The sequence below is a fragment of the Candidatus Amarolinea dominans genome, from assembly GCF_016704685.1.
Lineage (GTDB): Bacteria > Chloroflexota > Anaerolineae > SSC4 > Amarolineaceae > Amarolinea > Amarolinea dominans.
This window is the reverse complement of record NZ_JADIZS010000022.1, coordinates 83,891-104,500: the sequence shown is the minus strand read 5'-3', so window position 1 is coordinate 104,500 and position 20,610 is coordinate 83,891. Positions and strand designations below refer to the sequence as shown.

Below are 20,610 nucleotides of genomic sequence, written 5' to 3'. Positions count from 1 at the left end.
GCGGCGGGGGGCCCCGCCCGGGGGGGGGGGGGGGGGGGGGGGGGGCCCCCCGGGCCCCCCCGGGGCGGGGGGGGGCTCCTTGGGCCCGGGGGCCCCCCCCCCGGCTTTTGCCCCCGGGGGCCCGCCCTCCGCCCGGGCTTTTTTTTTTTGTTCCCGACTGCCCCGTGCACTAAAGTCTCTCTGTTCGTGTCAATTCGTGCAATTCGTGGCGAGAGCTCCGTTTTGCCACGAATTCACGCTAAGATTTCCTTCATGTCAATTCGTGGGACCTGTCCTGAGCGCAGCCGAAGGATTCGTGGTTGGACTGCCGTAATTGGGTCATATAAGTAAGATGCTCCCTCGCTCCTCGAAGACGGGCTCTTTCGGGCCGTGCTATGGCCAATCGTCAGGAATCATCAACTAATCATCAACTAATCATCAACCTAATCATCAACTCATCAACCAGTATGTAGTAAGTCCCTCTTCCTGCGCCCCGCTTCTCGATTAACCCTTTTGTTGTCAGTTCTGACAACTCCCGATGGGCCATCTCATGGCTCACCTTGCTCTGAGGCTCGTAGCTGCTGTTCGTTCAGCCCTAACCGAGGGGCTTAATCGCCTCACTAATCGCCTCATTTTTTCACTAATCGCCTCATTGTGCTGCATATTCCTGGCTCCGTCCCTTTCCGGTCTCCCGCACCCACCCTGTCTCCACCAGTTTCCTCAAGTCTCGCGTCGCCGTTGGACGGGAGACGGCAAACATATCCCGATACGCTCTATTGCTCAACTCAACCCCTTCATTGACCATTAGCCGCAGCGCCTCGATTTGTCGTTCGTTCAGTCCCAGCTCTCGCAGATCAACCACACCTTCTTCGGGGATCAAGTTCAATATCTTCTCTCCAGGGCCGTAGAAGGTCACGGAGAAAAAGCTCTTCAAATCCTCGAAGATCGGTTCCGCCAGTCCATGCTCGTGCATCAGCCCCCGCATTTTCGTGATGCCCGTTCCCCATTTCTCGATGTAATAGATGTCGTACAAATAGTTGGCGATGAGCTTGTTGCGCAGGACGTGCTTGCGGTCGATATTCTTTATCGTGACTCCAGGTGGTAGAGAGCCGGGGCTATTGACTTCAATACGATCATCAAAGATCATGATACGCACTGTCGAGCCGTCCATGAAATAATCCCGGTGGCAGACAGCATTACAGATGGCCTCCCGCGTGGCTTCGTGGGGATATTCGCTGATCTCGCGGCGTTTGAAACCCACCACTTTGGCAGCCGTCCGAGTGTTGCGCCGAATGAAACGCTCGGCTTCGTCAATCATTTCTGGCAGCGTGCCCCGTAGATCAACGCTGTCAATGAAGTGTCCCATGGTTGTGCCCTTGAAACGGGCGATGCGCACCTCGCTGTGAGGGAAAAAGCGCTGCGGATCTCTGCCGAAAAAGAGTAGACCGCCTGCGGTCGGCGTCAGCTCGCCTTTCTCCTCGACCAGGGCGCCAAGATTAATCAGGGTTTCCCGTACTGAACTAGTAGGCGTCCTGATCCCACGCCTCTCAGCTCGCTGGCGGATGTACCATTCCAGTCTTGCCTCATCGAGATCGGCATGGGTTGCCCCTTTCACAAGCTGGTGGTCAAACTCAACCTGCTGACGCTGCAACAATAGCCGTTCGTACTCCCCCCGGCTCATCTGCACATCGGCCGCGCCCACGCGCTTGTAAGCCCGGCCTTGCACCAGGTGCGGTTTATCCTGGCTTTCAGGCACTGTCACCAGAATGATGATCTGTTCGCCGAGCTTTACAACCTCCACCGACGGGTAGAGAGTGGGGTCGGTGTTGGCGGTGACGGCCTGAACGACCCGCTCCTTTGTTTGGGCGCCCATCTCCACCCCTGAGATCGTGCCGTCATCCCGTACACCGAACAGCACGATGCCGCCGTCAGCGTTAGCCATGGCTGTCACGCTGCGAGCGCCTGTTTCCAGCTCGGCCAGCGAGCGCTTGAACTCCACTCGCTGTCCTTCACCTTGGGCAATCAAGTCGTGCAGGTTTTCTGGGATCAAAGAGGTCGCTGCCATTCAGTGGTACGCTGCAACCGTTCTCCCCCAGAATTGGGGGCAGGGGGGGCCGCGCCTCGCTCCCGCAACTTCTCCACCACGAAGGAGCCGAGGAAGCCCGCGGCGGCCGGTCACGGTGACGCGTTGGTCTTGCCAGAATTCGGGGCTGTTTGGCCACGCATTGTGCATTGGTACGGTTCTCCAGAGCAACTACGAATACGGTAACCACGAATTACACGAAGGCGACCAGGTCGGATGCTATCGCACTTGGTCCAGAAGTCGAAAATATTCGTCTCTGGATATTTTTGCTATCTTCAGATTGTTGCGGATAATTGAAACCGGGACCTCATCATAGGTAGGAATCACAACCGGTCTCAGGACGCCTGGCTTGGTGTAGGCGCGGTGGCTTCCCTGTTGGTGTGCAAACTGAAAGCCGGTCGCCAAAAAGACCTTTTCCAGAAGTCTCCAGGGAACAGGTGTGATTCTCGCCATGCTCAGGCCGCAATCGGGGTGGAGTGCCGCTCCATGGCTACCCAAATGGGGCTGAACCATTCTCCCTGCTTAAACGCATAGCCAGATTCTTCCAGGATCTCGTCCAGGCTATCCATGGCGGCCGCCGTGGCCAAAAAGAGCTCAACGGCCTCATAGAGGGCTGCACGCGCCCCGGCTGGCGTCGGTCCTGAACTCATCACATCCAGGGGCATGGCATGCGCCACGAACTGCTGATCTTCCCTCCAAACCTGAATGGTATAGTCTATGTTCACGGTTTCTCCTTACCTGTCGCGATGCAAAGGCCTGCCCTGCGCCTGTCGCTTGTCTTGAGCCTGTCGCTTGTACTGAGCCTGTCGAAGTGAAGGGTTAGGGTAGCAGCAAATCGTTCCCAGTGCCACGAACTTTTCCACGCCCGCCACCCAACTCTCGTGCAGCAACGGCACACCCATCATCAGGCCTGTCCTGAGCCTGTCGATGGGTTGTCGTAGAAGAACTCAGCGGGATGCTCGCGGTTTGCGCCAATCCCGCCCACGCTGGTGGCCAGGTGGATGACCAGATCGGGGCGGGCGTCGTGCAGCAGGGCCAGCACGGCCTCGCGCTGCACCAGGTCGTAGTCCTGGCGGCGAGGGATGGAGATGTGGGCCGCGCCCCGCTCCGGTAGCTTCTCCACCACGAAGGAGCCGAGGAAGCCGGCCCCGCCGGTGACGGTGACGCGTTTGTTGCGCCAGAAGGTGGCGCTGTTGGGCCAGTCAGGGTTCATGTGATATGCCTGCCACGAATGGTTTTTTTGCCACGAATTTCACTAATTTTCACGAAGGGTTTCGTGGTAGCGCACGTCCGCGCCTTTGTGGCGCAGCAGATCGATCATGTCCAGCGCCGGCGCATTCACTTCGCTCTTTCACACCTTGCTCAGCAACTCGAAATACTCCTCACGCGTCATACCGACCGTACGCATATTATTCTTGACGATGTCCGGATCAATTTCGGCGTACTCGGGTATCACCACGGCGCGACGGGCTTTTGGACACACCAAGATATGATGTGAGCCTTCCTTGCGCTTGTAAAGGCATCCGTATAACTCAAATACCTTTACAAGCGTCTTCCAGTCAACAGGTGTGATTCTAGGCATCAAGCCACCTGAACGGCCTGACGTTCCAGGGCGACCATCTGAGATTGCGCAATGAATGATCCGTTCTGTCGCACATAGCCGCACTCGCTCAGGTAGTCATTCAACGTATGCATGGCGGTCATTTCTTGGCACTGGATATTGATCACTTCGAGTAAGTTAAGCCTGGCCTGTTCACGCGTCGGGCCCTGGGCCATGAAGTCCAATTCGGGACAGGTCGCCACAAACCACTTCCCCTTATCCCACACCTCGATAGTTATCTGAAGTTGCATCGCTGTTCTCCTGTCATCTCGCTTCTCTTGCGCGGCTGCCCATCACCATCCCAGTCACCCAACCCTACCCTGAGTGCAGTCGCCACCTGCCATATCAAAACACTGCGTGTCGTGTGTCAACGATCAGGCGCACGTGTTGCCTGATGGAGGCCCAATCATAGCACGAATGATCTGTCACCACCACGCACAGTCGGCCGCGGCTCAGTAGCCTGTCTCGCCGGCCATCTCGAAGCCGTTGTGGCGGATGCCCGGCACATAGGGGTCATGGTAGCGCACATCGGCGCCCTTGGCGCCAAACATTTTTTTTTTTTTTTTTTTTTTTTCCCGCACTTTTTTCTTTTTTTTTCGGGGGGGGGGGGGGGGGGGGTTATTTGGTGCCTTCGGGGGCAAAAATTGGGTCTATTTTTTTTTCTTGCCACGAATTTCACTAATTTTCACGAAGGGTTTGGATTCGTGGTCTGACGCTGCGTCAGGCGATCTCGGCGGTCAGCTCCAGGGGTTGCTCCGCGACCGGCGACCAGGGATGCTCGATGATGCGGCGGATGAAGGCGTCTGACACTTTTCGCTCTGGCCAGTCGCGCAAGCCAACCACAACGCGGACCTTGCTCGCTGGATGCTCAAAGTGCAGCGCCGCGGATGCAGGCATTCTGTAGCCTTTTTCGGTCAGCTCGATCCAGCCGCATTTTGCCATTTCGCTCTGATACCAGGCGATTGCCGCGTCTAACGAGAGTGGAAAGATGAACTGACCGGCAATGGCTTCGACCGTGCGCTCCGGTTCGAGAACAATGCGCCAATAGGAATGCAACGGGATTTCATGGTTTTCCCCGACCCTAGCGATTGCGCTCTCTGCCGGCAGTGGCACATCCGTCGGCCAGTCCTCAAGCCGTAATCGGACCTGAATACCATCATGTAGCCGCTCGAACGGGCGTAGTCCACCTAGTATGACCATAAAGGCACCCTCAATGTTTTCAGCAGCGATTCAAGTATCTTGACCGTTTCGGGATTCACGCCGTATTCTGACAAAACCTTGGCTGTGTTGTGCGTGCCTTGAAGCGCTTCGACGAGCTCTCTGGTCTCAACCTGTGACAAACCCTGCCTCTGCAATATCTCCTCCAGCGACAAGCCCGGATTTTTTTTGACGATCTGCCCGAGAAAGTTGTTGATCTCCTTGACCCAGTAGTTGACTTCTTCGGCCGTGTACGACCTTTCCTCGATCTTGCGCCGGTACTTGTCGTCATCCCCTGGCGGTTCGAAGCCTGGGAAGCCGCCGATACTGGCCCCGCCCAGCAGCTTCGAGAGATGGCCGGCGGTCTGGCGCAGCAGCCCTTCCGTGCCCGGCGCCAGCGACGCCTGCGCAACGCTCGCCGGCGCCGATGAGGTCAGATCTACAAGCAGTGTGTTGGACATTGCCATCAGACCAACGAGGGCTATCCCCACGACGACAAGCCACACCAGCGCGGGGTTGAGCCGCGACGTTTCACGATCGAGAGAGTGATTCATGGATTTCTTTCTCTGCCACGAGTTTTTACGAATTGTTCTGATTCGTGTCAATTCGTGTCATTCGTGGCGGAGATTGGGTTTTTGCCACGAATTTCACTAATTTTCACGAAGGGTTTTGATTCGTGGTAATTCGTGTCATTCGTGGTGGAGATTGAGTCTTTTTGCCACGAATTTCACGAATTTTCACGAAGTGTTTTGACTCATGGTCATCAATTCGGGCAGCCAGCTTCATCAGGGCCGCATTCGCGTCACCACGGCTTCATCACCCGCCTTGCATCACGGTCGGTCGTCAATCACTGTGCCTCTACTTCTGGCGACCACGGCTGAATCACGCTGCGCTGGATCATCGCCCGCGTCTGACACAGGTGGGGATTGCATCGGATGCTGATTTCCGCACTGACATCAGTTTCAGGGTGATGATAGCGCAGCCAAGCCCATGTCGGCAAGGTATGCGAGCGTTTCTCCTCCTGATAGCCGCGCTTTTCCATTTCGGCCGGATACCACGCAAAGACCTGTTCAATCGAGATCGGCATGATGAACCAACCGTTTACAGTCTCAACGGTTTTGTCCGGCTCAAGGTAAACTACCTGATAAGGCCACAAGGGCTTGCCATCCATTTCCACCGAGATTGCCCCTTCCGGCAAAGGAATATCCTGCGGCCAGTCCTCCATGCGCAGATGGAACTTGATTTGGTTGTAGCCCCTGACAATCGGGCGCAGACTGTTAGTCATTACCATGGCGCAACTCCCAGTGTCTTCATCAAAGTCTCAAGGGTTCTAACCGTTTCAGGTGTTACTCCATACCCCTCAAGAGCCTTAATCGTAGCGTGCGCGTTTTTCAGCCCCGTCAAGAAACTATCAATCCGTTCGGGTGACAAACCCGCGCGCTGCAGGATCTGCTCCAACGTCAAGCCCGGATTCTTGTCCGCGATTGGCCGCAGAAAATTATTGATCTCTTTCCCCCAGTAATTCGCCTCTTCTCCGCCGTACGATTGATTGCGAATCTTGTCCTTGTAGCGTTTATCGTCGTCTGGCGGTTCGAAGCCTGGGAAGCCGCCGATACTGGCCCCACCCTGCATCTTCGAGAGATGGCTGGCGGTCTGGCGCAGCAGTCCTTCCGTGCCCGGCGCCAGCGACGCCTGCGCAACGCTCGCCGGCGCCGATGAGGTCAGATCTACAAGCAGCGTGTTAGACATTGCCATTAGACCAACGAGGGCTATCCCCACGACGACAAGCCACACCAGCGCGGGGTTGAGCCGCGACGTTTCACGATCGAGAGAGATTCATGGATTTCTTTCTCTACCACGAGTTTTTACGAATTGTTCTGATTCGTGGTAATTCGTACTTGCATCACCCTAAATTAAGCTGCGCCGGCCGCCATTGCTTCAGCCGCACGTCGTCTGCCAGGTCGCGCCGGTCGTAGCGGTCACGATCAACGACTGCGATCTGGATTGCGCCGTGCTCGCGCAGCTTCGCCACGCCGTGCCGGCCCAAGCACCCCGCGGCGGCCGGTCACCAGCACGCGCGGGCTGTGCCGCAAGGTGTTGCTGGCGGGCCAGAAGGATTGCAGTTGCGGGTTTTGCGCTGGCGTCATCGTCTCGATGACTTCAAGCCAGTTGCAGCTCGCGTTCGACAGGCAGGGGGCAAAGCAGATACTCCAAGACTTCTGCTTGCATCCGTTCAATCTCCAACCTGTACCCGCTGCTGACCGCCTCGAACTCATCAAGACGCGCTGTTCTGCGCAATTGCGCCAGCCAACGCTGAAATTGCGCAATCCGCTGTTGGCTGATCTCTACTTCGTGATCATTGGATATCATGCTGGTACCACCTCGACAATGCCACGCTTCAAGCCATCTCGTTTGATCTGCCAATAACTGACGAAATCCTCGATCGTCTCACCAAACAGCAGACCTAGCCTGACCCAGAAGATGCTTGCCCCATAACGAGCTTGGGCCGTGGCATGATCAAACAACCCTTTTGCTTCAATGGGACAATGCCCTAAACGAAACTCATCGTCCATGACGAGGATGACATCAACATCATTTGGGTTCAGCTTGTCCGTCACGTAACTTCCAAACACAATCAGACGTGAAAGATGATCGGTTCGCTGCGCCAGAACGAAGATGTGAAGCAAGCGCCTGGTAACCAGTCTGCGCTGCTCCGAACCGTGGCCAAATCGCTCAACAACAACTTCCATCGTCGTACGATGCACGCCTGGTGGCAGATCACCCAACTCATTACTTGGCGGTAATTTCATGGACGTTTCCTGGCAAAAAAACAACTTCTGCGAGCTCGTCTCGGCTACGCAGCGCCAATCGGTCGCGAGCCGTTTGTGCCATCATAAGCCACTCCCGATTAATCACGGATCGGGCCCTTGCGGGCCTGGCGCTTCGCGACGCTGAACGAGCCGACACAAAGCCTGCCCTGAGCTTGTCGAAGGGCCGGTCACAACGACGCGTTGGTTGCGGCAGGTCAGGGTGCTGTTGGGGTATCTTCTCAGCGCACCCTTGCGGTCGCCCACGCGGGCAGGCTCACAAAACACCGGGAGTCAGCGTCAATTGATTGATCTTGGCAAAGGTCGAAAGGATGTCGCATATCTTTCAACATCGTTTTTCTTTTCGGTGCAAGAGCGCCCCAGGTCGCGTTCATCCGCGTGTCCGCATCCATCAATGAGAAGCTGCGTTCATTCGCGTCGCATTGCCGGGGCCGGGCAGGGGGCCAAAGCTCCGCAGTGCCGCCAGCGCGATGCGGGCAGCCAAAATAACCTGCGCTGGGCCGCGCCGGAGCGGAACGCTGCAACGGGCGCGGACATGTGGGTTTCACACCGCACCGGGCGGCCGCCCGGTGCGGTCCTCAGGTCTGGAGAAGCGTATGAGGACCTTCTTGCCGCGCTCGGCGTTGAGGCGGATTCCGGCTTGGATCGTGCCGGGATCGTTTTCTTGGGCAAGAGGGTGCTATTATAGACTGCGGCGGCAAGAGAAGTCAAACTCAGACGCCCACTCCCTCAGGATAGCATTCCGAATTTGTGTGACCCTGTGGGAAAGCCCCTCTCGGCGAAGGCCACGGCCAGCGGCAGGCCCACGTAGCCCAGGCCGATGACGGCGACAACCGCGGTGTGATCATGAATCTTGGAAAGAAGTTGGTCTTTCATCGAGTGACTCTGTATCATCCTTCGGCCACGAATGGGTTTTTTGCCACGAATTTCACTAATTTTCACGAAGGGTTTCGATTCGTGGTAATTCGTGTCATTCGTGGCAGAGATTGGGTGTTTTTGCCACGAATTTCACTAATTTTCACGAAGTGTTTTGATTCGTGGTAATTCGTGTGATTCGTGGCAGAGATTGGGGTTTTCTTGCCACGAATTTCACTAATTTTCACGAAGGGTTTTGATTCGTGGTCTGACGCTGCGTCAGGCGATCTCGGCGGTCAGCTCCAGGGGTTGCTCAGCGACCGGCGCCCAGGGATGCACGGCGATGCGCCGGATCAGGGCGGTGGTTTCCTGCTTATACGGCCAGTCGTGAAGACTGATCTCGACGCGGACGCCGGACACAGGATGCCCGAAACTAAGCTCGTGCCACCCAGCCGTTTGCTGATACCCGGTCAGGTCCGATTGCCAGCCCAGTTTTGCCATCTCGTTCACGAACCATTCAGCGGCTTCTTCCACCGGCAGCGACGTCTTGAACCACCCAACAACGACCTCCACCGTCCGGTTGGGTTCCAACACCAGGCGCCAGTAAGGCCAGAAAGGGCCATCTCCTGTTTCAACGACAGCCGCCTCTGCAGGCAAAGGCACATCCGCAGGCCATTCGTCCACACCCAAATGAGCCATGATGCCATCGTGAGTTCGCTGAAATGAAAGGGAGCCAGGTGCGCTCACCACGGAGAGACTCCCAGGGTGTTCATCAAGCCGGCCAAAGCCGCTGTCGTGGTTCCGCTGACTCCAATGCTTTCCATTCCTGCGGTGATCGAATGTATGTTTCGCAAAGCCCTGATGAATGCGACAATCTGTTCTGGGTTCAACCCTTGCTTCTGCAAAATCTCTTCCAGCGACATGCCGGGATTCTTCTTGACGATCTGGCCGAGGAAGTTGTTAATCTCCTTGACCCAGTAGTTGACTTCTTCGGCCGTGTACGACCTTTCCTCGATCTTGCGCCGATACTTGTCGTCATCCCCTGGCGGCTCGAAACCTGGAAAGCCGCCGACGCTTGCCCCGCTCAGCAGCTTCGAGAGATGACTGGCGGTCTGGCGCAGCAGTCCTTCCGTGCCCGGCGCCAGCGACGCCTGCGCAACGCTCGCCGGCGCCGATGCGGTCAGCTCCACAAGCAGCGTGTTGGACATTGCCATCAGACCAACGAGGGCTATCCCCACGACGGCAAGCCACACCAGCGCGGGGTTGAGCCGCGACGTTTCACGATCGAGAGAGTGATTCATGGATTTCTTTCTCTGCCACGAGTTTTTACGAATTGTTCTGATTCGTGGTAATTCGTACTTGCATCACCCTAAATTAAGCTGCGCCGGCCGCCATTGCTTCAGCCGCACGTCGTCTGCCAGGTCGCGCAGGCCTGTCCCGGGTAGCCGTTCCACAGGTCTTCTTCCCTGAAGGGGATGGGGGCAAACTTGGGGTAGCCGCAAATGGTGCCGACAGCCACGAACTTGGGCACACCGGCCACGTAGGCCTCGTGCAGGAGCTGCGTGCCCATCATCAGGTTCTCGTAGAAATACTCGGCCTGATGGGTCAGGTTGGCGCCAATCCCGCCCACCCTGGCCGCCAGGTGGATGATCAGATCGGGCCGGGCGTCGTGTAGCAGGGCCAGCACGGCATCGCGCTGCACCAGGTCGTAGTCCTGGCGGCGGGGGATGAAGATATGGGCCGCGCCCCGCTCCCGCAGCTTCTCCACCACGAAGGAGCCGAGGAAGCCGGCCCCGCCGGTGACGGTGACGCGTTGGTTGCGCCAGAAGGTGTGGCTGTTGGGCCAGGTCCGACATGCGGGAAACCACCACCTCGTCCCCGCAATGCTTGAAGACGAGCTAGTATTCAATCACTGCTGCTATCGCCGCTACGATTGACCGCATGACTGAAGGAGAGACACTGCCCAGTTTCTGGACGAACCGTTGAGTATCTACCCCCCGTAGTTGCAGAGTATCAACCGCTGATATTTTCGTCAGTCCATTCGTGCTATCTGGCGCAACCTTCACGTGCCAGATATTCTGAGCAAGGTAATCCTTCCACTCAGTGAGCGGAGCCACCAATTTAATTGGCAACGCGCCTATGGCATCAGAACTGACAACGACAACTGGACGTGTCTTGCGAATCTCGCTGCCGATGGTTGGATCCAGGCTCACCCGCCAAATCTCGCCACGGTTAATACGCATCGCTGAAGTCTTCCATCTGCCATGCCTGCCGTTCTACTGCCGACTGCTCATAATATGTCACCATCTTTTCTGCTTGTTGTGCCATCAGGTGTCGTCGCTCGGCCAAAGGCAAAAGCATGAATTGGATTTGAGGAGACAATGGTTCAGCTTCTTTCTCCTCAACTAGACTAGCCAATAGATCGTAGGCCAGTGGTAGCTTCTTGACTGGCAGGCGCATGACTAGCTCTTGAACCTGAGAATAAGCGATTGTTAGCATGATTTACCTCCTACCTTTCAGCCTGCTTCCCCATGAATACGCACACTCACGCCCGATCTATGGCTCGCTGATGTGAAAATGCGGGACGCAGATGACGCTGATCTGAATTGATCTGCGTGATCAGTTGTTTCAGCGATAATCAGCGTCCGCTTTTCATCGTTATCAGTGTCCTCAATCGTGTCGCCTGTCCTGAAAATAAGGACATGGATGATACGGATTGTCAGGATTCACACAGATTGAAGCTGACTGCCCTACAGTGGGCCGCGTCGAAATCTCACGGCTACCGTTGATACAGGCGGCGCAGTTCCTCAGGCGTTTCCGCCCGACGCAGACCTGCATGCACGGCCTTGAGCACGCCGACATCCTCGATCTTGGGCACACCGGCCACATAGGCTTCGTGCAGGAGCTGCGTGCCCATCATCAGGTTCTCGTAGAAATACTCGGCCTGATGGGTCAGGTTGGCGCCAATCCCGCCCACCCTGGCCGCCAGGTGGATGATCAGGTCGGGCCGCGCGTCGTGCAGCAGGGCCAGCACGGCATCGCGCTGCACCAGGTCGTAGTCCTGGCGGCGGGGGATGGAGATGTGGGCCGCGCCCCGCTCGCGCAGCTTCTCCACCACGAAGGAGCCGAGGAAGCCGGCGCCGCCGGTGACGGTCACGCGTTTGTTGCGCCAGAAGGTGGTGTTGTTGGGCCAGTCAGGGTTCATGTGATATGCCTGCCACGAATGGGGGGGGTTTTTGCCACGAATTTCACTAATTTTCACGAAGGGTTCTGATTCGTGGTCTGACGCTGCGTCAGGCGATCTCGGCGGTCAGCTCCAGGGGTTGCTCCGCGACCGGAGTCCAGGGATGCTCGACCACGCGGCGGATCATGGCGGTGGTCTCTTGCCGATGATCCCACCATAAAAGACTTATTTCTACCCGAGCGCAAGTCTCGGGATGCTGAAAGCGCAGCAACGCTTTAGGCGGCATATAATAGCCTTCTTTGGGCCCGCGTATCCAACTCTGCTTCGCCAATTCAGTCTGATACCAGACAATGGCATCTTCAAACGAGAGCGGCAAGATGAAATATCCAACCAGAAGTTCAACCGTCTGATCGGGTTGAAGGAAAAAGTGCCATTGGGGGTGAAACGGTATTTCATGGTTTTCGCCCAAATGGACAATCGTGCTTCCCTCCGGCAAAGGCACATCCGACGCCCACTCATCGGGATGCAAAAAGATCAACAACTCGTCGCGGCGTCGCTTGATCGGACGCGGGCTAGGTGCTCTGATCATAGAGAAACTCCCAAAGTGATCAACAGAGATTTCAGCGTCTCTACCGTGATCTCATTCACGCCGTAACCTTCCATACTTTCGGCAGTGCTGTACGTCTGCTGTAACGCCTTGATAAAGTCGTCAATCTCCGCTGATGTCGAACCCAGCCTTTGCAGTATCTCTTGCAGCGTCGAGCCGGGATTCTTCTTGACGATCTGACTCAGAAAGTTGTTGATCTCTTTCGTCCAGTAATTCGCCTCTTCTCCGCTATACGATTGATTGCGAATCTTGTCCTTGTAGCGCTTATCGTCGTCTGGCGGCTCGAAGCCTGGGAAGCCGCCGACACTGGCCCCGCTCAGCATCTTCGAGAGATGGCCGGCGGTCTGGCGCAGCAGTCCTTCCGTGCCCGGCGCCAGCGACGCCTGCGCAACGCTGGCCGGCGCCGATGCAGTCAGCTCCACAAGCAGCGTGTTGGACATTGCCATCAGACCAACGAGGGCTATCCCCACGACGACAAGCCACACCAGCGCGGGGTTGAGCCGCGACGTTTCACGATCGAGAGAGTGATTCATGAATTTCTTTCTCTGTCACGAGTTTTTACAAATTGTTTTCCTGTTCGTGTAGTGTCCACTAACATCTTGAACAGTCCCGGCCGCGGCGCCAGCGGATCGTCGGGACGTGTTCCGCCACAAATGGCCATTAGCGCCGGGGAAGCACACATCTAATCGGCCAAAATGGCGCGTCACGTCTTATGTTAAGTGTTTGACATGTTCGTGGACACTACAAATTTGCGCTGCATTTTCATCCACGGTTGGCGCAGGGATCCAACGCATGAGCGTCTAGTCTGATTTTGAAAAATCTCATATAATCTCATATAATCTCATACACAGACTATGTGAGAAAGGATGTCTAGCTATGGATCAATTTGACCAACGCTTGCAACTGCTTCCGCCTACCATCCTAACCGCTATTGCCGAGATTGATGAGCTCAAAGGCCGGTGGATAGGCGGCGTTCAACTCAATCCCCAAACTTTAGCCCGCCTCAAACAGTCCGTGCTGGTCACGTCAACTGGCGCTTCAACCCGCATCGAAGGCGCCCGCCTCTCTGATGAAGAGATTGAAAAACTCATGCGTGGCATTGCCATCCAACGTTTTGCCGACCGCGACAGTCAAGAAGTAACCGGCTACTTTGAATTGTTACAGAACGTCTTCGAGAATTGGCAGGAACTTTCTGTGCGTGAAAGCATCATCAAGCATTTTCACAAAGAACTGCTCAAGTACGTTGAAAAAGATGCGTTGCACCGCGGCGACTATAAGAAAATCGACAACAAGGTGCATATGATTGATGCAGCCGGTCAATCGATCGGCATTCTGTTTGACACGACACCTACCTACCTAACGCCCACTGCCATGCAGGAATTGATTGCATGGACCACACAAGCATTGCAGACCGGCGCCTTTCATCCATTGTTAGTGATTGGCAACTTTCTGGTTGAATTCCTGCAAATTCATCCTTTTCAGGACGGCAATGGTCGCCTATCGCGTATTCTGACCAATTTGCTATTGCTCAAAGCTGGCTATCTTTACATGCCCTATGTCTCGCACGAAAAGCTGATTGAAGACAACAAACCAGACTACTACCTGGCCTTGCGCACTAGCCAAAAGACGCTCGGCTCTGAGCAAGAAAACATTGTTCCCTGGCTCACTTTTTTCTTAAAGATCGTCCGATTACAGTCACAGATGGCGGTTGCCTTACTCTCTGACGCAAATTTTGAGAAGACGTTGTCGCCCAATCAACTGGCAGTCTGGCGTTATCTGCAAACTGTGCCCGAAGCATCACCTTTACAGATTGTCCAACACACCCGAGTTGCTCGTCCCACGGTGAGTCAGGTCATAAACAAACTATTAGACCTGCAAAAAGTTGAACGGATAGGTCAGGGTCGCGCCGTGCGCTATCGCCTCGCACGTTCTGCTCCATGAGGTGTCCAGGGCGATGAAACCCATGCGGTAGGCAATCTCCTCAGGACAAGAGATCATCATGCCAAGGACGGAGATTCTTGCCACAGATTTCACTGATTCTCACGAAGTGTTTTGATTCGTAGTCTGGCGCTGGGTCAGGCGATCTCAGCGGCCAACTGGATGAAGCGCGCGTTGTAGTTCAGCGTCTTGAGCTTCCAGGAAAGATAGAAGGGATCGAGGGGGATGCAATGCCCGCCAACCCCCAGCCCCGGCGTGAACTTCATAAAGCCGTAGGGCTTGGTCGCGGCCGCCTCGATCACTTCCCAGGGATCCAACTCCAGCTTGTCGCACATCACCGCGATCTCGTTGACCAGCGCGATGTTCATCGCCCGGAAGGTGTTCTCCAGCAGCTTCACCATCTCCGCCGCCTGGGTGGACGACACCGGCACGATCCGCTCGATGATCGCCCCGTAGAGCGCCTCGGCCACCTCCCGGCAGGCCGGCGTGGTCCCGCCCACCACCTTCGGCGTGTTCTCCACCGTATACCGTTGGTTGCCCGGATCAATGCGTTCCGGCGAGAAGGCCAGGAAGAACTGCTGGCCGACCGCGCAGCGCTCGACCCCCATGGCCTGGCACAGCATCGGCAAGAGCAACTCCTCAGTCGTGCCCGGATAGGTCGTGGACTCCAGCACCACCAACATGCCAGGGTGGCTGATGGCCCTCCATCGTTCGTCGTTCGTCGTTCGTCAGCGCTGCCAGCCGCTCCGATGGAATATCCTGCACGTACGACTCGCCGCGCTGAACCGCGGCGACCTTACTGCCGTCCACTTCGATGCCGACGACGGGGAAGCCCTTCTCAGCGAAGGCCACGGCCAGCGGCAGGCCCACATAGCCCAGGCCGATCACGGCCACGACCGCGGTGTGATCGTGAATCTTGGAAAGCAGTTGGTCTTTCATCGAGTGACTCTGTATCGTCCTTCGGCCACGAATGGGTTTTTTGCCACGAATTTCACTAATTTTCACGAAGGGTTTTGATTCGTGGTCTGACGCTGCGTCAGGCGATCTCGGCGGTCAGCTCCAGGGGTTGCTCAGCGACCGGCGCCCAGGGATGCACCACGATGCGCCGGATCATGGCGTCCGTCTGCAGGATGTGCGATCGTGCTCGCAGATCAATCATGGCGCGGAGACTGGTGGTCAATTGCTCGAAGCGCAAAATCGCCGATTCTGCAAGTCGCGAGCTTTTGTCTGCTTGATATGCCCAATCCTGTTTCGCCATCTCAACTTGATACCAGGCAATCGTTTCAGAAAGCGCCAGGGGTATAATGAACCAACCAACGATTGCTTGAATCGTTTGGTCGTTCTTGAGAATCAAGTCACAGTAGGGGGAGAACGGCCCTTCACCCGTCTCCCCTAACATTACGCCCTGTGGCATTTGATTCATGCGTTTTCTTGGTTCGTGTCAACCGATTGACTATGGCTGCCCATCGCAGATTCTCCCAACTCCCCCACGATCGGTTTCGAGCACTCATAGAGCGTTTCAGGAGCGATATCAATGTCGCCAGGCCAAACGACTGTACCATATTCGACCCGCGCCCAACGAAACAGTGACCAAGTCGCCAGGGTTGTCCAGGGGCGGAGCGTCAACAAGGGAGTTGTATCGAATTGGCGTCTCTCTCCATTAGCATACTCAAGTTCCAGGGTAAAGTCTGGATAAGGCGCCACCTTCACGACATCAATCAACATCTTTTGTATTCCTACTGTAGTGGCGCGATCCTGAAAGGCGGCTCACCAGAGACTGCCAAATCCCAGTTGAGCAGGAGATCCTCGCTCAGCGCCCGTATCCCTGACGCTGCGTCAGGCGATCTCGGCGGTCAGCTCCAGGGGTTGCTCCGCGACCGGCGACCAGGGATGCTCGACGATGCGGCGGATCATGGCGGTGGTTTCTTCTTTATACTGCCACCATTGGATGCTTGCTTCTAACTGCACATGTGTCTCCGGATGCTGAAAGCGCAACAATGCCTTCTCAGACATTACGTATCCATCTTTTGATCCATTTGTCCAACCCAACTCCACCAACTTGGTCCGATACCAAGCAATGGTCTCCTCAAAGCCAAGCGGTACGACAAACCATCCGACTACCACTTCAATCGTCTTGTCGGGTTCCAGAACGATGCGCCAGTATGGATCGAATGGCCCCTCGCCCGTTTCGGCAACCCGCGTCCCTGGGGCAAGAGGAATATCTTTGGGCCATTCCTCCAGACGCAACCAAATTAGTAATCCGTTCTGTCGCCGCCGGAACTCGCGATAACTACCTAATAGCCCCATGTGGGAACCCTCAACTTTTCCATCAGCGTCTCTAGTCTCGCGACTGTTTCTGCACTCACGCCGGAGCCCTTCATTCCATCCGCTGTATAGTGTAGGTTCTTCAAGGCTCCGACAAAGTCGTCAACCTGAAACTCCGACAATCCCTGTTCCTGCAATATCTTTTCAAGTGACATGCCAGGATTCTTTTTCACGATCTGGCTCAGAAAATTGGTGATCTCTTTGGCCCAATCGTTGACGTCTTGAGCCTTGTAATCCCGCTCTCTGACCTTGCGCTGATACTCTTTGTCATCTTTCGGCGGTTCGAAGCCTGGGAAGCCGCCGACGCTGGCACCGCTCAGCAGCTTCGAGAGATGGCTGGCGGTCTGGCGCAGCAGTCCTTCCGTGCCCGGCGCCAGCGGCGCCTGCGCAACGCTCGCCGGCGCCGATGAGGTCAGATCTACAAGCAGTGTGTTGGACATTGCCATCAGACCAACGAGGGCTATCCCCACGACGACAAGCCACACCAGCGCGGGTGTTGAGCCGCGACGTTTCACGATCGAGAGAGTGATTCATGGATTTCTTTCTCTGCCACGAGTTTTTACGAATTGTTTTCCTGTTCGTGGTAATTCGTGTCATTCGTGGCAAAGATTGGGTTTTTGCCACGAATTTCACTAATTTTCACAAAGGGTTTCGTGGTAGCGCACGTCCGCGCCTTTGTGTCGCAGCAGCTCGATCACGTCCAGCGCCAGCGACCGAAGAAGGTTGACTACCTCAAGCGCTTGCTTCCCATTCTTGGCGTGTCACACCGGCTTCATCCAGCAGACGCACGAGCAGGTCAACGCTGATGTCACCGCGATGCGGGTTCGGGACGATCAACCGGCGATCAGCGCGTACAAGGAACTCGTGGCGCCCGCTAGATAACGGACCCTCGAAGCCCAGTCGCAACATGCGTCGGATGAACTCACGACGCGACACCGGCACGAGACGTCCAGGCATCAGACGGCCACTCGCTGCGGAAGCCGAATTGCGACGTCGCCCAGGCTTGGCAACTCCATACCTCGAGCGATACTGAAGAGCACCCAATCCTCTAACGCCGCTGCCAGGCGCCGGCGGCAGTCCTCCAACGTCTGACCGACCGCCCAGACACCTTTCAAGGCCGGAATGTGACCGTAGTACGGCTCTAAGTCGTCAATCAATTCGTAGTGCGCCGATTCCAAAGCTGTGCCCAGATATTCTGTCAACATGTCGTCAGCTTCCTCCCGTTTGCCCTCGTCGCGATACCGGCTATTACTCCCGTCCTACCACATGTCGCGTATCTACGATCAACTCCATCCGCTGCCTGATCGCCGCCCAATCATACCACGCATGATCCGTCACCACCACCGCGCAGTCGGCCGCGGCCAGGGCGGCGTCCAGGGCGGTCTCGCCGGCCATCGCGAAACCGTTGTGGCGGATAACTGGCACGTAAGAGTCATGGTAGCGCACATCGGCGCCCCGCTGACGCAGCAGCTCGATGATGTCCAGCGCGGGCGACTCCCGCACATCGTCAATGTCCTTCTTATACGCCACCCCCAACACCAACACATTGCTGCCCTTGAGCGGCTTGCCGGCCTCGTTCAGCGCATCCACCACCTTCGCCACCCAGTAGCGCGGCATGTCGCTGTTGATCTCGCCGGCCAACTGGATGAAGCGGGCGTTGTAGTTCAGCGTCTTCATCTTCCACGACAGATAGAACGGATCCAGCGGGATGCAGTGCCCGCCCACCCCCGGCCCCGGCGTGAACTTCATGAAGCCATAAGGCTTGGTGGCGGCCGCCTCGATCACTTCCCAGGATCCAGCCCCAGCTTGTCGCACATCACCGCGATCTCGTTCACCAGCGCGATGTTCACCGCCCGGAAGGTGTTCTCCAGCAGCTTCACCATCTCCGCCGCCTGGGTGGATGACACCGGCACGATGCGCTCGATGAACCGCGGTGTGATCATGAATCTTGGAAAGAAGTTGGTCTTTCATCGAATGACTCTGTATCGTCCTTCGGCCACGAATGGGTTTTCTTGCCACGAATTTCAACGTGTGATGTGAAATGCTATGCGTTGACGGTGTAGGTCGGTTCGTCGCAAGGCACAACGCAATGATGTCGCGCATGTTCGCCATCGGCAATCATATTTGCATTTCACGCCGTAACCAACTCAAAGCCTACAGGCTCAGGCAAGGGATGGTGTGCTTCTGTGTAGCACTCCTGTAGCAGATCGAGGACCTCTCGCCCGCGCCTGGCAGCTTCTTCGTATGAGTCACCATGCGTGTGCGCGGAAGGGAACTCCGGAGGTGTGTGACTGCCTTTACCTGCCCGCCGGATGAATCCTGCCCTAAGCAGCGCTGCTTTCAGCTCGCGAAGTTTTATACAACAGCTTGTGGTCATTGGCAAATCGCATACAACCTGTAGGAACAGTTCTGTTTTCGCTCAAACGTTCTACGCGACGGCTTGTGGCAAGTCCCTTATGACCTACTACCCATTGGTGTGTCGAAAACAGGCTAAGTGGGCGAACTTCATGCGTTACTTCCCACTCCGCAATTAACCATTGATCTTGCTCACTGTCAAATATCACTCAATCGTCCGCCGCAGCCCATCCTCGAACCCGAACCGCTACCCTGGCCGCCAGGTGGATGATCAGGTCAGGCCGGGCATCGTGCAGCAGGGTCAGCGCCGCCTCGCGCTGCACCAGGTCTCCCCCAGAATTGGGGGGCAGGGGGGCCGCGCCGTGCGCACGCAGCTTGTCCACCACGAAGGAGCCGAGGAAGCCAGCCCCGCCGGTCACGGTCACGCGTTGGTTGCGCCAGAAGGTGGCGTTGTTGGGCCAGGATGGGGTTGCAGGTTCGACATGGGCGGCTGCGGGTCGGGCGTATTTAACGCTCATCCTGATCCTCACCCACCCGCGCCAGGCCTTCCAGAAAGTCCGCGAAGGCCAGCAGTTCAGCACGGAGTAGCTGCCATTCTTCATCGAGGCTCATCAATAGACCGCTCATCTTTTCAGGAACCAGATTCATCGTGTAGACGTTACGCACCAGGTGGCGAAAGCGGCGAAATTCGTCGAGCGCACGAACCCTTTGCTTGCCGACTACCGCAGGGCGTACACCTGAGACATCCTGCGCCATCAGTTCAATCAGGTCTCGATGCCAGGTCTGCCCCGTGGGAAGGTTGTGATCAATCCGTTGCGCTACCAGTTCGAACAGCCGCTCTATCCCTGAGTAAAAGCTGTGCAGATTCAAGGCTACCCCGTCCAAGTACATATCCTCTTCGGGCATTTGTCGAGATCTGGCCCAGCCTGTCAGCGAGCGTTGCACCACCCGATCTAGCTCCAAGACCTCACCCTGAATCCGCTCGGCCAGCAGTTGATAGGGTGACGTCACAGCTCTATCCCTTCGCGCTCGATCATACGTCGCAACGACTCCCCGGTCAATTCAATCTCAACCAGGTCAACCGGACGCTCTCCAATCACGCCTTCCACCAGTCGCCAGGCTTCCCAGTAATCACCAGGGGCTAACCCTTCGACCGCCATATCAACATCCGAGTCAACGGAGAACCAGTCGCTGTCTGCCAGGGAGCCAAAGAGTATCACACGACGCACGGCAAAGCGGCGCTTGAGCAATGCTGCGGCCTGGCGCGCAGTCGTTACCAGCCGTTCTCGCGTTCGCCGTTCTTCTGCTGTTGGTTTGGGCGGAGAGGGCGGACGTCTGGGTGCTTCCAGATAAGGCTTCCAGCCCTCTCGTGTAAGTTCTAGAGCGGTAGGCATGATAATCGTTCTCGTGCTGTCTGGCGTGATCTCATTAGGCTAAGAATAGCCAGGCCGGTGATCAGGTCAGGCCGGGCATCGTGCAGCAGGGCCAGCGCCGCCTCGCGCTGCACCAGGTCTCCCCCAGAATTGGGGGGCAGGGGGGCCGCGCCTCGCTCCCGCAGCTTCTCCACCACGAAGGAGCCGAGGAAGCCAGCCCCACCGGTCACGGTGACGCGTTTGTCTTGCCAGAAGGTGGCGTTGTTGGGCCAATCATTGCTCATCG

The 20,610-nt window shown here is 56.6% G+C and carries 36 protein-coding genes and 1 pseudogene; 1 reads left to right on the top strand and 36 read right to left on the bottom strand.

Annotated elements, in window-relative coordinates:
* Positions 1-628: 628 nt before the first annotated feature.
* The 22 genes and pseudogenes from IPF85_RS15875 to IPF85_RS15770 all read right to left on the bottom strand — a co-directional run bounded on the left by IPF85_RS15875 (position 629) and on the right by IPF85_RS15770 (position 12,866).
* Complete coding sequence (locus IPF85_RS15875; protein ID WP_343409051.1) at positions 629-2,044, bottom strand: helix-turn-helix domain-containing protein; 1,416 nt, start codon at positions 2,042-2,044, stop codon at positions 629-631.
* A gap of 237 nt (positions 2,045-2,281) precedes the next feature.
* On the bottom strand, positions 2,282-2,515 hold the full coding sequence (locus tag IPF85_RS15870) for a type II toxin-antitoxin system HicA family toxin (RefSeq protein ID WP_343409050.1): 234 nt from the start codon (positions 2,513-2,515) through the stop codon (positions 2,282-2,284).
* Between the two features lie 2 nt (positions 2,516-2,517).
* Positions 2,518-2,787 (bottom strand): hypothetical protein, encoded by a 270-nt coding sequence (locus IPF85_RS15865; RefSeq protein ID WP_343409049.1) that lies wholly within the window; start codon positions 2,785-2,787, stop codon positions 2,518-2,520.
* A 96-nt stretch (positions 2,788-2,883) separates the two neighbouring features.
* Positions 2,884-3,275, bottom strand: a pseudogene (locus IPF85_RS15860) (NAD-dependent epimerase/dehydratase family protein); the annotation flags it as partial.
* A gap of 138 nt (positions 3,276-3,413) precedes the next feature.
* Positions 3,414-3,644, bottom strand: a complete 231-nt coding sequence (locus IPF85_RS15855; RefSeq protein ID WP_343409048.1) for a type II toxin-antitoxin system HicA family toxin — start codon at positions 3,642-3,644, stop codon at positions 3,414-3,416.
* The gene (locus IPF85_RS15850; RefSeq protein ID WP_343409047.1) at positions 3,644-3,913 is read right to left on the bottom strand and encodes a hypothetical protein; all 270 of its coding nucleotides are present in this window, start codon (positions 3,911-3,913) and stop codon (positions 3,644-3,646) included. Before IPF85_RS15850 ends, IPF85_RS15855 begins: the two co-directional genes overlap by 1 nt.
* A gap of 469 nt (positions 3,914-4,382) precedes the next feature.
* Positions 4,383-4,862, bottom strand: a complete 480-nt coding sequence (locus IPF85_RS15845; protein ID WP_343409046.1) for a hypothetical protein — start codon at positions 4,860-4,862, stop codon at positions 4,383-4,385.
* Positions 4,850-5,413, bottom strand: coding sequence for a hypothetical protein (locus IPF85_RS15840; protein ID WP_343409045.1), 564 nt, complete (start codon positions 5,411-5,413; stop codon positions 4,850-4,852). The genes IPF85_RS15845 and IPF85_RS15840 overlap by 13 nt, the downstream gene beginning before the upstream one ends.
* A 293-nt stretch (positions 5,414-5,706) precedes the next feature.
* Complete coding sequence (locus IPF85_RS15835) at positions 5,707-6,144, bottom strand: hypothetical protein (RefSeq protein WP_343409044.1); 438 nt, start codon at positions 6,142-6,144, stop codon at positions 5,707-5,709.
* Positions 6,144-6,608: a hypothetical protein gene (locus IPF85_RS15830; RefSeq protein ID WP_343409043.1), complete on the bottom strand. Its 465-nt coding sequence runs from the start codon at positions 6,606-6,608 to the stop codon at positions 6,144-6,146. The genes IPF85_RS15835 and IPF85_RS15830 overlap by 1 nt, the downstream gene beginning before the upstream one ends.
* 236 nt (positions 6,609-6,844) lie before the next feature.
* The gene (locus tag IPF85_RS15825; RefSeq protein WP_343409042.1) at positions 6,845-7,006 is read right to left on the bottom strand and encodes a hypothetical protein; all 162 of its coding nucleotides are present in this window, start codon (positions 7,004-7,006) and stop codon (positions 6,845-6,847) included.
* Positions 7,007-7,019: 13 nt separating this feature from the next.
* Entirely contained in the window at positions 7,020-7,229 is a 210-nt protein-coding gene (locus IPF85_RS15820) for a hypothetical protein (protein ID WP_343409041.1), read from the bottom strand.
* Positions 7,226-7,669, bottom strand: a complete 444-nt coding sequence (locus tag IPF85_RS15815; RefSeq protein ID WP_343409040.1) for a hypothetical protein — start codon at positions 7,667-7,669, stop codon at positions 7,226-7,228. The genes IPF85_RS15820 and IPF85_RS15815 overlap by 4 nt, the downstream gene beginning before the upstream one ends.
* Before the next feature lie 747 nt (positions 7,670-8,416).
* Positions 8,417-8,563 (bottom strand): hypothetical protein, encoded by a 147-nt coding sequence (locus tag IPF85_RS15810; RefSeq protein ID WP_343409083.1) that lies wholly within the window; start codon positions 8,561-8,563, stop codon positions 8,417-8,419.
* A gap of 258 nt (positions 8,564-8,821) precedes the next feature.
* Positions 8,822-9,241, bottom strand: a complete 420-nt coding sequence (locus IPF85_RS15805) for a hypothetical protein (protein ID WP_343409039.1) — start codon at positions 9,239-9,241, stop codon at positions 8,822-8,824.
* Between the two features lie 44 nt (positions 9,242-9,285).
* A complete protein-coding gene (locus IPF85_RS15800; RefSeq protein WP_343409038.1) occupies positions 9,286-9,843 on the bottom strand; it encodes a hypothetical protein in 558 nt (185 codons plus the stop codon).
* Positions 9,844-9,941: 98 nt separating this feature from the next.
* The gene (locus tag IPF85_RS15795) at positions 9,942-10,451 is read right to left on the bottom strand and encodes an NAD-dependent epimerase/dehydratase family protein (RefSeq protein WP_343409037.1); all 510 of its coding nucleotides are present in this window, start codon (positions 10,449-10,451) and stop codon (positions 9,942-9,944) included.
* Positions 10,441-10,785: a type II toxin-antitoxin system PemK/MazF family toxin gene (locus IPF85_RS15790; protein ID WP_343409036.1), complete on the bottom strand. Its 345-nt coding sequence runs from the start codon at positions 10,783-10,785 to the stop codon at positions 10,441-10,443. The genes IPF85_RS15795 and IPF85_RS15790 overlap by 11 nt, the downstream gene beginning before the upstream one ends.
* Positions 10,775-11,041, bottom strand: coding sequence for a hypothetical protein (locus IPF85_RS15785; RefSeq protein WP_343409035.1), 267 nt, complete (start codon positions 11,039-11,041; stop codon positions 10,775-10,777). The genes IPF85_RS15790 and IPF85_RS15785 overlap by 11 nt, the downstream gene beginning before the upstream one ends.
* 280 nt (positions 11,042-11,321) lie before the next feature.
* Complete coding sequence (locus IPF85_RS15780; protein ID WP_343409034.1) at positions 11,322-11,747, bottom strand: NAD-dependent epimerase/dehydratase family protein; 426 nt, start codon at positions 11,745-11,747, stop codon at positions 11,322-11,324.
* An 88-nt stretch (positions 11,748-11,835) separates the two neighbouring features.
* Entirely contained in the window at positions 11,836-12,315 is a 480-nt protein-coding gene (locus tag IPF85_RS15775; RefSeq protein WP_343409033.1) for a hypothetical protein, read from the bottom strand.
* Positions 12,312-12,866, bottom strand: coding sequence for a hypothetical protein (locus IPF85_RS15770; protein ID WP_343409032.1), 555 nt, complete (start codon positions 12,864-12,866; stop codon positions 12,312-12,314). Before IPF85_RS15770 ends, IPF85_RS15775 begins: the two co-directional genes overlap by 4 nt.
* A gap of 343 nt (positions 12,867-13,209) precedes the next feature.
* Here IPF85_RS15770 and IPF85_RS15765 point away from each other — a divergent pair, with 343 nt between their 5' ends.
* Positions 13,210-14,274, top strand: a complete 1,065-nt coding sequence (locus IPF85_RS15765; RefSeq protein WP_343409031.1) for a Fic family protein — start codon at positions 13,210-13,212, stop codon at positions 14,272-14,274.
* Positions 14,275-14,408: 134 nt separating this feature from the next.
* Here the strand turns inward: IPF85_RS15765 and IPF85_RS15760 are convergent, their stop codons facing one another.
* The 14 genes from IPF85_RS15760 to IPF85_RS15695 form a co-directional block, all read right to left on the bottom strand.
* Positions 14,409-14,954 carry a nucleotide sugar dehydrogenase gene (locus IPF85_RS15760; RefSeq protein ID WP_343409030.1) on the bottom strand — a complete coding sequence of 182 codons (546 nt, stop codon included), beginning with the start codon at positions 14,952-14,954 and terminating at the stop codon, positions 14,409-14,411.
* Positions 14,911-15,210 carry an NAD(P)-binding domain-containing protein gene (locus IPF85_RS15755; protein ID WP_343409029.1) on the bottom strand — a complete coding sequence of 100 codons (300 nt, stop codon included), beginning with the start codon at positions 15,208-15,210 and terminating at the stop codon, positions 14,911-14,913. Before IPF85_RS15755 ends, IPF85_RS15760 begins: the two co-directional genes overlap by 44 nt.
* A 97-nt stretch (positions 15,211-15,307) precedes the next feature.
* Positions 15,308-15,694: a hypothetical protein gene (locus tag IPF85_RS15750; protein ID WP_343409028.1), complete on the bottom strand. Its 387-nt coding sequence runs from the start codon at positions 15,692-15,694 to the stop codon at positions 15,308-15,310.
* On the bottom strand, positions 15,691-15,996 hold the full coding sequence (locus tag IPF85_RS15745) for a DUF2442 domain-containing protein (RefSeq protein WP_343409027.1): 306 nt from the start codon (positions 15,994-15,996) through the stop codon (positions 15,691-15,693). Before IPF85_RS15745 ends, IPF85_RS15750 begins: the two co-directional genes overlap by 4 nt.
* A 111-nt stretch (positions 15,997-16,107) precedes the next feature.
* A complete protein-coding gene (locus IPF85_RS15740; RefSeq protein ID WP_343409026.1) occupies positions 16,108-16,578 on the bottom strand; it encodes a hypothetical protein in 471 nt (156 codons plus the stop codon).
* Complete coding sequence (locus tag IPF85_RS15735) at positions 16,566-17,111, bottom strand: hypothetical protein (protein ID WP_343409025.1); 546 nt, start codon at positions 17,109-17,111, stop codon at positions 16,566-16,568. The genes IPF85_RS15740 and IPF85_RS15735 overlap by 13 nt, the downstream gene beginning before the upstream one ends.
* 217 nt (positions 17,112-17,328) lie before the next feature.
* Positions 17,329-17,553, bottom strand: coding sequence for a type II toxin-antitoxin system HicA family toxin (locus IPF85_RS15730; RefSeq protein ID WP_343409024.1), 225 nt, complete (start codon positions 17,551-17,553; stop codon positions 17,329-17,331).
* Positions 17,553-17,801: a type II toxin-antitoxin system HicB family antitoxin gene (locus tag IPF85_RS15725; RefSeq protein ID WP_343409023.1), complete on the bottom strand. Its 249-nt coding sequence runs from the start codon at positions 17,799-17,801 to the stop codon at positions 17,553-17,555. Before IPF85_RS15725 ends, IPF85_RS15730 begins: the two co-directional genes overlap by 1 nt.
* A 43-nt stretch (positions 17,802-17,844) precedes the next feature.
* Positions 17,845-18,411 carry a UDP binding domain-containing protein gene (locus IPF85_RS15720; protein ID WP_343409022.1) on the bottom strand — a complete coding sequence of 189 codons (567 nt, stop codon included), beginning with the start codon at positions 18,409-18,411 and terminating at the stop codon, positions 17,845-17,847.
* Entirely contained in the window at positions 18,378-18,539 is a 162-nt protein-coding gene (locus tag IPF85_RS15715; RefSeq protein ID WP_343409021.1) for a hypothetical protein, read from the bottom strand. The genes IPF85_RS15720 and IPF85_RS15715 overlap by 34 nt, the downstream gene beginning before the upstream one ends.
* Before the next feature lie 621 nt (positions 18,540-19,160).
* Positions 19,161-19,469 (bottom strand): NAD-dependent epimerase/dehydratase family protein, encoded by a 309-nt coding sequence (locus IPF85_RS15710; protein ID WP_343409020.1) that lies wholly within the window; start codon positions 19,467-19,469, stop codon positions 19,161-19,163.
* Positions 19,459-19,962 carry an antitoxin gene (locus tag IPF85_RS15705; RefSeq protein WP_343409019.1) on the bottom strand — a complete coding sequence of 168 codons (504 nt, stop codon included), beginning with the start codon at positions 19,960-19,962 and terminating at the stop codon, positions 19,459-19,461. The genes IPF85_RS15710 and IPF85_RS15705 overlap by 11 nt, the downstream gene beginning before the upstream one ends.
* The gene (locus IPF85_RS15700; protein WP_343409018.1) at positions 19,959-20,345 is read right to left on the bottom strand and encodes a nucleotidyltransferase domain-containing protein; all 387 of its coding nucleotides are present in this window, start codon (positions 20,343-20,345) and stop codon (positions 19,959-19,961) included. Before IPF85_RS15700 ends, IPF85_RS15705 begins: the two co-directional genes overlap by 4 nt.
* Positions 20,330-20,608: a hypothetical protein gene (locus IPF85_RS15695; RefSeq protein WP_343409017.1), complete on the bottom strand. Its 279-nt coding sequence runs from the start codon at positions 20,606-20,608 to the stop codon at positions 20,330-20,332. The genes IPF85_RS15700 and IPF85_RS15695 overlap by 16 nt, the downstream gene beginning before the upstream one ends.
* Between the last annotated feature and the right edge of the window lie 2 nt (positions 20,609-20,610).

Excerpts from the sequence above, each read along its gene's own strand:
- IPF85_RS15875 (WP_343409051.1), bottom strand. The coding sequence starts at position 2,044 with ATGGCAGCGACCTCTTTGATCCCAGAAAACCTGCACGACTTGATTGCC.
- IPF85_RS15870 (WP_343409050.1), bottom strand. The coding sequence starts at position 2,515 with ATGGCGAGAATCACACCTGTTCCCTGGAGACTTCTGGAAAAGGTCTTT.
- IPF85_RS15855 (WP_343409048.1), bottom strand. The coding sequence starts at position 3,644 with ATGCCTAGAATCACACCTGTTGACTGGAAGACGCTTGTAAAGGTATTT.
- IPF85_RS15850 (WP_343409047.1), bottom strand. The coding sequence starts at position 3,913 with ATGCAACTTCAGATAACTATCGAGGTGTGGGATAAGGGGAAGTGGTTT.
- IPF85_RS15845 (WP_343409046.1), bottom strand. The coding sequence starts at position 4,862 with ATGGTCATACTAGGTGGACTACGCCCGTTCGAGCGGCTACATGATGGT.
- IPF85_RS15840 (WP_343409045.1), bottom strand. The coding sequence starts at position 5,413 with ATGAATCACTCTCTCGATCGTGAAACGTCGCGGCTCAACCCCGCGCTG.
- IPF85_RS15835 (WP_343409044.1), bottom strand. The coding sequence starts at position 6,144 with ATGACTAACAGTCTGCGCCCGATTGTCAGGGGCTACAACCAAATCAAG.
- IPF85_RS15830 (WP_343409043.1), bottom strand. The coding sequence starts at position 6,608 with ATGTCTAACACGCTGCTTGTAGATCTGACCTCATCGGCGCCGGCGAGC.
- IPF85_RS15825 (WP_343409042.1), bottom strand. The coding sequence starts at position 7,006 with ATGACGCCAGCGCAAAACCCGCAACTGCAATCCTTCTGGCCCGCCAGC.
- IPF85_RS15820 (WP_343409041.1), bottom strand. The coding sequence starts at position 7,229 with ATGATATCCAATGATCACGAAGTAGAGATCAGCCAACAGCGGATTGCG.
- IPF85_RS15815 (WP_343409040.1), bottom strand. The coding sequence starts at position 7,669 with ATGAAATTACCGCCAAGTAATGAGTTGGGTGATCTGCCACCAGGCGTG.
- IPF85_RS15810 (WP_343409083.1), bottom strand. The coding sequence starts at position 8,563 with ATGAAAGACCAACTTCTTTCCAAGATTCATGATCACACCGCGGTTGTC.
- IPF85_RS15805 (WP_343409039.1), bottom strand. The coding sequence starts at position 9,241 with ATGGCTCATTTGGGTGTGGACGAATGGCCTGCGGATGTGCCTTTGCCT.
- IPF85_RS15800 (WP_343409038.1), bottom strand. The coding sequence starts at position 9,843 with ATGAATCACTCTCTCGATCGTGAAACGTCGCGGCTCAACCCCGCGCTG.
- IPF85_RS15790 (WP_343409036.1), bottom strand. The coding sequence starts at position 10,785 with ATGCGTATTAACCGTGGCGAGATTTGGCGGGTGAGCCTGGATCCAACC.
- IPF85_RS15785 (WP_343409035.1), bottom strand. The coding sequence starts at position 11,041 with ATGCTAACAATCGCTTATTCTCAGGTTCAAGAGCTAGTCATGCGCCTG.
- IPF85_RS15780 (WP_343409034.1), bottom strand. The coding sequence starts at position 11,747 with ATGAACCCTGACTGGCCCAACAACACCACCTTCTGGCGCAACAAACGC.
- IPF85_RS15775 (WP_343409033.1), bottom strand. The coding sequence starts at position 12,315 with ATGATCAGAGCACCTAGCCCGCGTCCGATCAAGCGACGCCGCGACGAG.
- IPF85_RS15770 (WP_343409032.1), bottom strand. The coding sequence starts at position 12,866 with ATGAATCACTCTCTCGATCGTGAAACGTCGCGGCTCAACCCCGCGCTG.
- IPF85_RS15765 (WP_343409031.1), top strand. The coding sequence starts at position 13,210 with ATGGATCAATTTGACCAACGCTTGCAACTGCTTCCGCCTACCATCCTA.
- IPF85_RS15760 (WP_343409030.1), bottom strand. The coding sequence starts at position 14,954 with ATGTTGGTGGTGCTGGAGTCCACGACCTATCCGGGCACGACTGAGGAG.
- IPF85_RS15755 (WP_343409029.1), bottom strand. The coding sequence starts at position 15,210 with ATGAAAGACCAACTGCTTTCCAAGATTCACGATCACACCGCGGTCGTG.
- IPF85_RS15750 (WP_343409028.1), bottom strand. The coding sequence starts at position 15,694 with ATGAATCAAATGCCACAGGGCGTAATGTTAGGGGAGACGGGTGAAGGG.
- IPF85_RS15745 (WP_343409027.1), bottom strand. The coding sequence starts at position 15,996 with ATGTTGATTGATGTCGTGAAGGTGGCGCCTTATCCAGACTTTACCCTG.
- IPF85_RS15740 (WP_343409026.1), bottom strand. The coding sequence starts at position 16,578 with ATGGGGCTATTAGGTAGTTATCGCGAGTTCCGGCGGCGACAGAACGGA.
- IPF85_RS15730 (WP_343409024.1), bottom strand. The coding sequence starts at position 17,553 with ATGCCTGGACGTCTCGTGCCGGTGTCGCGTCGTGAGTTCATCCGACGC.
- IPF85_RS15725 (WP_343409023.1), bottom strand. The coding sequence starts at position 17,801 with ATGTTGACAGAATATCTGGGCACAGCTTTGGAATCGGCGCACTACGAA.
- IPF85_RS15715 (WP_343409021.1), bottom strand. The coding sequence starts at position 18,539 with ATGATCACACCGCGGTTCATCGAGCGCATCGTGCCGGTGTCATCCACC.
- IPF85_RS15710 (WP_343409020.1), bottom strand. The coding sequence starts at position 19,469 with ATGAGCGTTAAATACGCCCGACCCGCAGCCGCCCATGTCGAACCTGCA.
- IPF85_RS15700 (WP_343409018.1), bottom strand. The coding sequence starts at position 20,345 with ATGCCTACCGCTCTAGAACTTACACGAGAGGGCTGGAAGCCTTATCTG.
- IPF85_RS15695 (WP_343409017.1), bottom strand. The coding sequence starts at position 20,608 with ATGAGCAATGATTGGCCCAACAACGCCACCTTCTGGCAAGACAAACGC.